Source organism: Lysinibacillus sp. (assembly GCF_032093475.1).
Classification (GTDB): Bacteria; Bacillota; Bacilli; order Bacillales_A; family Planococcaceae; genus Lysinibacillus; species Lysinibacillus irui.
The window spans coordinates 1-8,364 of sequence record NZ_DAMDAY010000159.1 but is presented as its reverse complement, the minus strand read 5'-3'; the positions used below and the strand labels follow the sequence as shown (position 1 = coordinate 8,364).

10 protein-coding genes and 1 pseudogene are annotated in these 8,364 nt (G+C 37.2%); 4 read left to right on the top strand and 7 right to left on the bottom strand.

What is annotated here, in order from left to right; translation table 11 throughout:
- Positions 1-187: 187 nt before the first annotated feature.
- Positions 188-844 carry a hypothetical protein gene (locus RT445_RS21815; protein WP_274794935.1) on the top strand — a complete coding sequence of 219 codons (657 nt, stop codon included), beginning with the start codon at positions 188-190 and terminating at the stop codon, positions 842-844.
- 33 nt (positions 845-877) lie between these two features.
- On the opposite strand, the gene RT445_RS21810 is transcribed toward RT445_RS21815, so the two are convergent.
- On the bottom strand, positions 878-1,552 hold the full coding sequence (locus tag RT445_RS21810) for a KinB-signaling pathway activation protein (protein WP_274794936.1): 675 nt from the start codon (positions 1,550-1,552) through the stop codon (positions 878-880).
- A gap of 151 nt (positions 1,553-1,703) precedes the next feature.
- Here RT445_RS21810 and gerD point away from each other — a divergent pair, with 151 nt between their 5' ends.
- Positions 1,704-2,318, top strand: a complete 615-nt coding sequence (gene gerD / locus RT445_RS21805; RefSeq protein WP_274794937.1) for a spore germination lipoprotein GerD — start codon at positions 1,704-1,706, stop codon at positions 2,316-2,318.
- A 59-nt stretch (positions 2,319-2,377) separates the two neighbouring features.
- Here the strand turns inward: gerD and RT445_RS21800 are convergent, their stop codons facing one another.
- The 3 genes and pseudogenes from RT445_RS21800 to RT445_RS21790 all read right to left on the bottom strand — a co-directional run.
- A complete protein-coding gene (locus RT445_RS21800; RefSeq protein ID WP_274794938.1) occupies positions 2,378-3,433 on the bottom strand; it encodes a P-loop NTPase in 1,056 nt (351 codons plus the stop codon).
- A gap of 72 nt (positions 3,434-3,505) precedes the next feature.
- A complete protein-coding gene (locus RT445_RS21795) occupies positions 3,506-4,219 on the bottom strand; it encodes an N-acetylmuramoyl-L-alanine amidase (RefSeq protein ID WP_274794939.1) in 714 nt (237 codons plus the stop codon).
- Between the two features lie 131 nt (positions 4,220-4,350).
- A pseudogene (locus tag RT445_RS21790) lies at positions 4,351-5,178 on the bottom strand (DUF4822 domain-containing protein); the annotation flags it as partial.
- 552 nt (positions 5,179-5,730) lie between these two features.
- On the opposite strand from RT445_RS21790, the gene RT445_RS21785 reads away from it, so the two are divergent.
- Positions 5,731-6,339 carry an ankyrin repeat domain-containing protein gene (locus RT445_RS21785; RefSeq protein WP_312506412.1) on the top strand — a complete coding sequence of 203 codons (609 nt, stop codon included), beginning with the start codon at positions 5,731-5,733 and terminating at the stop codon, positions 6,337-6,339.
- Between the two features lie 17 nt (positions 6,340-6,356).
- A complete protein-coding gene (locus RT445_RS21780; protein ID WP_274794942.1) occupies positions 6,357-6,836 on the top strand; it encodes a nucleoside deaminase in 480 nt (159 codons plus the stop codon).
- Between the two features lie 107 nt (positions 6,837-6,943).
- Here the strand turns inward: RT445_RS21780 and rpsI are convergent, their stop codons facing one another.
- From rpsI to RT445_RS21765, 3 genes are all read right to left on the bottom strand, one after another.
- Positions 6,944-7,336 (bottom strand): 30S ribosomal protein S9, encoded by a 393-nt coding sequence (gene rpsI, locus RT445_RS21775; RefSeq protein ID WP_004233744.1) that lies wholly within the window; start codon positions 7,334-7,336, stop codon positions 6,944-6,946.
- A 25-nt stretch (positions 7,337-7,361) separates the two neighbouring features.
- Entirely contained in the window at positions 7,362-7,799 is a 438-nt protein-coding gene (gene rplM / locus RT445_RS21770) for a 50S ribosomal protein L13 (protein ID WP_313471544.1), read from the bottom strand.
- A 178-nt stretch (positions 7,800-7,977) separates the two neighbouring features.
- Positions 7,978-8,364: tRNA pseudouridine synthase A (locus RT445_RS21765; RefSeq protein WP_483869422.1), on the bottom strand; the 387-nt coding region annotated here is incomplete at its 5' end.

Sequence of the window (8,364 nt, the reverse complement as noted above, 5' to 3'; positions counted from 1 at the left end):
TTACTTAAAACTTTATTGATTACGTTTTGCTTGTTCAGTTTTCAAGGTTCATGTTGTTGATTTCTCTGTCACCTCTTGGCGACTTATACATAATAACATCGATTATTCATGAAAGTCAACAGTAAATCATAAGTTTTTTTAAAGAGATTCATTTTTTCTTTAAAATTTTAGAAACGGGGTTATTATTATGGTCCGCAAAACGTTGATTTCACTGCTTTTTATCGTAACTCTCTTTGTTTTTCTAAAGCCTATAAATTCAACGATGATTTCTGTATTTAATATTGCTAATGCACCAGTAGTAGTCACGAAAGGACATTATGGTACGTCTCTTATTGTTGAGATTTCATTCTCAGATGACTCTCTATTAGAATGGCTCCAAACGGTAAAAGAACCTTATCCACTTTTACTTTTAGATACAGATTGGATTAAGCGTTCCCCCGAACATATAAAAATCATACATGAACGAAAATTACCTACGGGGTTGCTTGGCCCAGAAGATTCAACAGATGAACCAGTAGACATTGCTCTCATAGAAAAAGAAATTAATACCTATGAAAAATATTTGAAGGAAAAACCACTGTGGTTCGCTACTCGGAATCATCAATATTCACAGGACCTGCAAAAATCTCTGTTTCAGCAACAAATGAATTTATTGTCACCTTCTCTTATTTGGCAAGGTGAGAAGACTCCAAAATTGCAAAAAGGCGATTTTGTATTTTTCCCGCTCCATCAAAACAATAAAATACCTTTTAAAGATCTAAATAAACTTATACAACAAAATAAGTTTATGTCAATTGAAGAAAATATATTTGGCTATAAGGTTCAAACAAAAAAATCCCCATAAAAAAATTGCCTCCATTAGTAGAGGCAATTTTTCTTATGCATTTTTTGCTTGTTGACGACGTGCTTTGCGACGTGCTTCTAATTTTTGACGATCTTCATCGGATTTTGCATTATATTTCGGTAATACTAATAATTGATACGCATTAACAGCCAATAACGGGAATAATAATAGCGCAACATATTCATTAATGTTTTCATCACGACCCATTAAAGCAATTGTCCATTCCAATGTTGTAATCACAATCATAAAGAAAAGGGCAGAAATTAATACATGTTTTTTTCCTGTTAATTTTACTTTTTGGACCGCTGTCGCTAATGCTCCAAAAATGAGAACGATCAATAAACCCGTATAAAATAACCAGCTTTGCCCATCCTTTACCCCCGGTACGAAACGGAAGAAGACAATATCAAAAATAGTAATTGCGATTAATAAAAGCTGTACCCAATTCCATAATGTCAGTGTTCTAAAAATATTTACACCTACTTGATGAAGTGTTAAATAAGCAAAAAAACCTGCCTGTGCAATAACACTCATTGTAAAGCCTAAGAAAACCATCCATAAAAGACCAGCAAAAAACTCGCCCCATTGACCGTTTACTATGTAGGGTTGGAAGAATTCCCAGCGAATAAATAAACTAAAAACTCCGTTGACTACACCACCAACGAGCATTGCAAAGAAGAAAAACTTTGCCCAATTTCGTATCGTCACAACTAAAAGTCCCCCAATTTCTCAATATATCTGTCCTTATTTTATCAATGCATTGTTAAAAAAGCTAATTCTCATCCTATCCAATACATAAAGTCATCAGAAATGTGAACAATAATTGAAAGAGTCTATCTAGAGAAAGGACTGATTGTCGATGCGAAAATTCATCTTATTATTGATTTTAATGCTTTTTCTTTCTGCCTGTGCACAAGATAAAACCTCTACCATGTCCTATGATGAAATAAAAAAAATCATGATCGACTCTTTACAAACAGAGGATGGTAAGAAGGCATTGCGACAGCTTTTAGAAGAGCCAAGTTTCCGTGAGCTTTTGATTTTAGAGCATGATGAAGTGAAAAAGGCTACAGAAGAAACATTACTTTCCAAGGAAGCAGAAGACTTTTGGAAGAAAACCTTTGAAGATCCAAAATTTAAAGAAACTGTTGCGAAAAGCATGCAAAAACAGCAACAGGATATTATGAAGGAATTAATAAAAGATCCTACTTTCCAAAAGGATATGGAGGCTTTTTTCGGGCAACCTGATATGCAGAAGCAGTTAGAAACCATCCTAAAATCATCCAATATGCGCAAGCAAATGGAGGAAGTCGTGAAGGATACAATCGAAAGCCCTTTAATGCAATCTAAATGGCAAGAACTTATTAAAAAGAGTGGCGGCGGCGAAACGGGTTCATCTGGAAGTGGCGATAAGAAGGAAGCAAGTGGCGATAGTGGTGGCGGTACGGATAAGGAGCAAAAAGGCACTGAATAACCAGAATAGCAATATAAAAACCGGATTTTCCCCAAAGTGGAGATTATCCGGTTTTTTATTTATTTACTTAATTTCTCAATGACTTTCGTTGCGATATCTAAATAAATTTGACCTGTTGAATGGTTTTCAGCATAAACAGAAGGAGCAAAATCTTCATCCGTCCAATCAGGTTGCCCAAGTGGGATTTGTCCAAGTAGCTCTGTACGTAGCTCTTCAGCTAGCTTAGGACCACCGCCTTGACCAAAGACAAATTCTCGCTCGCCTGATTTAGATTCAAACCAAGCCATATTTTCAATAACACCTAAAATTTCATGGTCTGTTTGCAGAGCCATAGCGCCTGCACGAGCTGCAACAAATGCAGCTGTTGGATGTGGTGTTGTAACAACGATTTCTTTTGATGACGGTAACATTTGATGAATATCTAATGCTACATCACCTGTTCCCGGTGGCAAATCTAATAGTAAATAATCAAGCTCTCCCCATTCAACATCGCGGAAGAATTGATCTAATACTTTACCTAACATTGGCCCACGCCATACGATAGGTGCATTGTTTTCCACAAAGAAGCCCATAGAAATCATTTTTACACCAAAGCGATCTACTGGGTATATACGATTGTCTACTACCTTAGGCATATCTGTAACACCCATCATATCTGGCACACTAAATCCATAAATATCTGCATCAATTAAGCCCACTTTTTTACCTAAACGGGCTAAAGCAACAGCTAAGTTAACAGATACAGTAGACTTACCTACACCACCTTTACCAGAAGCAATAGAAATTACTTGAACTGTGCTTAATGGTGATAAAATATCCTGAGCTTCTGATTCTGTAGCTGTGCCACGGAAGCTTTGTAATTTTTCTGCTGATAATTCTTCAAAGCGAATACCGACTGTGTTTGCACCCGCTTCTTTTAAAACCTCAACAATTTTCATTTGAAGCTGTAATTGTTCTGGTGTGTTTAATTTAGCGATCGCAACTTTTACACTGACATGATTTTTTTCTTCTTTAATTGCTACGTTTGTAATACCATCTGTTTCTGCAAGCGATTTATGTAAAAATGGATCTTGTAGTTGTCCCAGTATTTCTCGTACTTGTTGTTCAGTAATCACGGCGAACACTCCCCTTATCTTGTCTCATTGTTAGTATATCATAATGATTTGATTTACGTTGTAGATGTTGCTCTACTCAATTTTAGCTAATAAATACTCTTCTATACCTTCAACTATAGCATCTGCCATTTTTTCTTGGTAATTCTTATCTATTAATAGTGCACGTTCCTCATCATTACTAATAAATCCAGTTTCCACTAATGCTGCAGGTACTTCCGCTTTCTTCAGTAAATAGATTTGTTTAATAGACAACGCTTCTCGATCGGTGTTTTTTAAGTTATTACGAATGGATTGCTGAATACTTTTAGCTAATATCTCACCATCAGCATGTCCTTCCTTATGATAAAATACTTGGGCACCACGCCATTTTGTTTCCGGTATGGCATTTGCATGAATAGTAATAAACACATCTGGTTTTTCTTTTTCCACGATATCCTTTCTTAAAAAGATATCCTGCTTTTTCCGTTCTCTTAATGTCCCATATTTTTCTGATGGCGCATGCTCATCAATAACATCTCCATTTTTTGTACGTGTCATTACGACTGTTGCGCCTTTCTTCTTTAATTGCTTCTCAACATGCTGAGCAATTGCAAGTGTAATATCCTTTTCAATTACTTCGCCCTTTGAAGCTCCTCCATCCTCCCCACCATGCCCTGCATCAATGACAATTTTAATGCCACCAAGTGGGTCTGGTAAAAAGAAGTTACGGTCCGAAGCATTTGTTTCATATGCCACGACCACTATACTCATTAGCATAATTACTCCTAGTGCAAGCCAGCGCTTCACCCATATCCACCACCCTTTTACATATAGTGTACGAAATTAGTGGATGAACTATGCCAGAAAGAAAAAAAAACTCCCAAGTATTGAACTTGAGAGTTTTAGTTTCTTCTATATTAAAGGGAGGAAGAACAATTTTATTGCATTGTAAATTCTGGCTCGAATTCACCTTCGTATGGCTCATGCTCTACAAATACCGTTACATCATTACCATCTTTATCTTTACCTGTTCGTTTGTACGTAAACTTCTTATCATTCATTTCAGTAATTTCAAGTGCGACACCATATTTATTGTCACCAAGAGAAACGTGAGCTCTTATTTTATTATCATGGATGACATCAAAGTAGCCATAGTCTCCACGACTTTCACCCGTTTCAGGATTGAAAAATTCATATTTATTTGTATCAGCATCATATTTTGCAATGCTGATGAAATTTGAATTGAATTCTGTTACATCATGACCCGCTTCATCTAAAACAACAGTTCCATGCCATAGTGTGTTTGCTAAAATTTTGTCTCCATCAATGTTTGTAACAATATCACCAGTTGATGCATCTAGTGTTTTATCCGAATCTGTAAATGCCAAATCTTTTTCTTTATAAGGTATATGTTCCACAAATACTTCTACATCATTCCCAGCAGCATCCTTCCCCATTCGTTTATAAGTAAAGATACTATCGTTTAACTCAATAATCTCTACAACGGCTTGATAGTTCTTGGATTCAGAAATTAAAATCCTTTGTTTCCCATCATTTGTAATAAAGAATGTTCCTTTATCGTCACGACTTTCACCTGTAGCAGCATCAAAAAATTCATAGTGACCTGTTGCAACATCATACTTTGCTAAACCGATGAAATTTGAGTTCTCCGCGGTTAAATCATTTTGATCCTTATCGTATACTTTTGTACCTTGCCAGTTTGTACTGCTTAGAATATTGGCCATTTCTTGACCCTTCGTTAATTGCTCCTGCGCTTGGTCATTCGTTGGATTTTCTGATGTAGCACCTTCTGTTTTTACTTCCTCACTATTCGTAGTGTTGCCTTTTGCAGGCTCCTTATCTTGACATGCTGCAAGTAGTGCCATTGCTGCAACAGAAATTATTAAGAACTTTTTCATAGCTAGTTACCTCCACTGTTTATATTTTTGAGTTATGTCAAACTCATTATGAAAAAACGAAAGGTTTCTTATACCTTCAAAACTATATTAAAACGGAATGTTAAACTTCCTCTAAATAATTTCTTAAAAAAGCATAAACTTATGCGAAAATATTTTTAATAATTTTAAATGGGGCAACTGACTTATCAAACAAGTTCTTCGTTATCATCGTTGTACAACTGTCCTTGTCTATTATATGAAAAAGCTAAGCCATGCATATTTTTTAAATATTATTCATGTAAAATGCTCCATGTTACCATATTTTTATAAGACGGTTAATGATGCTATAGCACGAAATCAGTTCTGCTAGTAACATTTAGCTGCTTTATTGTGGAGATATAATGAAAGAAGGTGGAGGAAATGGATGATCAATTGATTATTAACGCGGCGAACGGTAATACGGAGATAGTATTATCGCTTCTGCAAAATGGAGTGAATATCAATACCACCGATCAAATTGGAAGAACAGCTGTCTTAGCTGCAACCTATAATAATCAGGTGGATACTGTGAGGGTACTTATTGAGCATGGCGCTGATATTAATAGTAGAGATAATAATCTTGAGAATGTACTTTTACATGCAGGTGCATCAGGCTACCTTGAAATAGTAAAGCTTGCTATAGCAGCAGGAGCTGATACAAAGCTAACGAATCGCTTTGGGGGAGTAGCTATCATACCAGCTTCAGAACGTGGACATGTAGAAGTAGTTCGTGAGCTACTTAATCATTCAGATATTGATGTTAATCACATTAATCATTTACATTGGACAGCCCTATTAGAAGCAGTCATATTAGGTAATGGCGGTGAGAAACATCAGGAAGTCGTACAATTATTGGTCGATTATGGTGCTGATTTAAATATTGGCGATAGAGACGGTATTACACCGTTGCAGCATGCGAAAAAATTAGGTTTTCATGAAATCGTAAGTATTTTAAAAAACGCAGAATCTGAGCGCTCTTCTAATAGCTAACATAAGGAGGATTTTTCATGATTCAAGAAACAGATTTAAAGCATCTAAAGAGATGTATTGAACTTGCCCAAAATGCGCTAGATGCTGGTGATGAGCCATTCGGTTCGATTCTTGTGGCTGCTAATGGCGAGGTGCTAGCAGAAGATCAAAATCATGTATCTGGTGGTGACCATACACAGCACCCCGAATTTGCATTGGCACGTTGGGCAGCTAAAAATATGAGTCCCGAGGAAAGAAGTACGGCAACAGTTTACACTTCAGGCGAACATTGCCCAATGTGCGCTGCGGCTCATGGCTGGGTGGGGTTAGGAAGAATTGTTTATGCTAGCTCCTCTAAACAATTAGCACAATGGCTAAAAGATATGGAGATATCTTCTGCATCCCGTGTTCGTAATCTATCCATACAAGAAGTAATTCAAGATACTATCGTAGAAGGCCCGGTGGCAGAACTAGCTGAACAGGTGCATCAACTACATCGTCAGTTTCATAAAAAATAATACTAAGCAATCTTTGGGATCACTCCAAAGATTGCTCTTTTATATTGCTTCCTAACAAAAAAACTCTTTCCACAAAAGTAGAAAGAGTTTTTGTATAAACGCTGATATTAACGTTTTGAGAACTGAGGTGCACGACGAGCGCCGCGTAGACCTGGTTTTTTACGTTCTTTCATGCGTGAATCACGAGTAAGTAATCCAGCTGATTTTAATGCAGCACGGAAATCTGGGTCTACTTGAAGTAGAGCACGAGCGATACCGTGACGAACAGCACCAGCTTGACCAGTGTATCCACCACCGTTAACGTTTACGTGGATATCATAGCTTCCTGTAGTTTCAGTAGCTACTAATGGTTGTTTAATTACTTCACGTAATGCAGCGAATGGTACGTATTCTTCGATTTCACGTTTGTTGATAACAATTTTACCTGTACCTGGTACTAAACGTACGCGAGCTACAGAGCTTTTACGGCGACCAGTGCCGATGTATTGAACTTGTGCCAAAGTAATATCCTCCTCTTAATTTATATTATCCGCGAAGCTCGTATGCTTCTGGTTTTTGTGCAGCATGTGGATGCTCTGTTCCAGTGTAAACATTAAGTTTAGTGAACATTTTGCGACCTAAAGAGTTTTTAGGAAGCATTCCTTTAACTGCTAATTCGATCATTCGTGTTGGGTACTTGTCTAGCATTTCACCAGCTGTACGAGTTTTTAAACCACCAGCGAATTGAGTGTGGTGACGGTAAAGTTTACCTTCTAATTTGTTACCAGTTAAATGGATTTTGTCAGCGTTGATGATGATTACGTGATCACCTGTGTCAACGTTTGGTGTGAATGTTGGTTTATGTTTACCACGTAAGATTGCAGCTACTTCAGAAGCTAAACGTCCAAGAGTTTGGCCTTCTGCATCAACTACTAACCATTTACGGTCTACTTCGTGACTTTTAGCCATGAATGTTGTACGCATGTATATATCCTCCTAATCGATTCGATTACCGTTATTTTTCATTAAACTACACTATAAGTTTCGGGGCTTATTTGTGGTGGTAATGAAAATACCATCTGTTATCATATAATGAATGACTTCTAAAGTCAAGCAATTTCATTAAACACCTGGTGATGTTGTTCAGAATTTCAGAACCCCACTAATAGAACACCTTTTCTAAGTATAACCCTTGTGGTGGCGCGGTTTTTCCGGCTTTATCACGATCTTCAGAAGCGACTACAAGTGCCAAGTTGTCTATTGTACGACGACCTACACCAACCTCCCAAAGTGTACCTGCAATAATACGCACCATATTATATAAAAAGCCATTACCTTCAATCACCATATGAAGCTCTTCTCCATGCCATTCAAATTGCAGAGTCTTAACCGTGCGTACCTTATCCTTCACACTTGTATTCGCTGCACAAAAGCACGAAAAGTCATGTGTACCGATTATAGCCTTTGCTGCCTCCTGCATTGCCTCAACATTAGGCTTAACCCCATTTGTCTCAACCGTGTAATGTCTGCGGAATGGGCTTTGAATAAG

Bases quoted from the DNA above. Each gene is read 5' to 3' on its own strand.
- RT445_RS21815 (WP_274794935.1), top strand. From the start codon at position 188: ATGGTCCGCAAAACGTTGATTTCACTGCTTTTTATCGTAACTCTCTTT.
- gerD (WP_274794937.1), top strand. From the start codon at position 1,704: ATGCGAAAATTCATCTTATTATTGATTTTAATGCTTTTTCTTTCTGCC.
- RT445_RS21785 (WP_312506412.1), top strand. From the start codon at position 5,731: ATGGATGATCAATTGATTATTAACGCGGCGAACGGTAATACGGAGATA.
- rplM (WP_313471544.1), bottom strand. From the start codon at position 7,799: ATGCGTACAACATTCATGGCTAAAAGTCACGAAGTAGACCGTAAATGG.
- RT445_RS21780 (WP_274794942.1), top strand. From the start codon at position 6,357: ATGATTCAAGAAACAGATTTAAAGCATCTAAAGAGATGTATTGAACTT.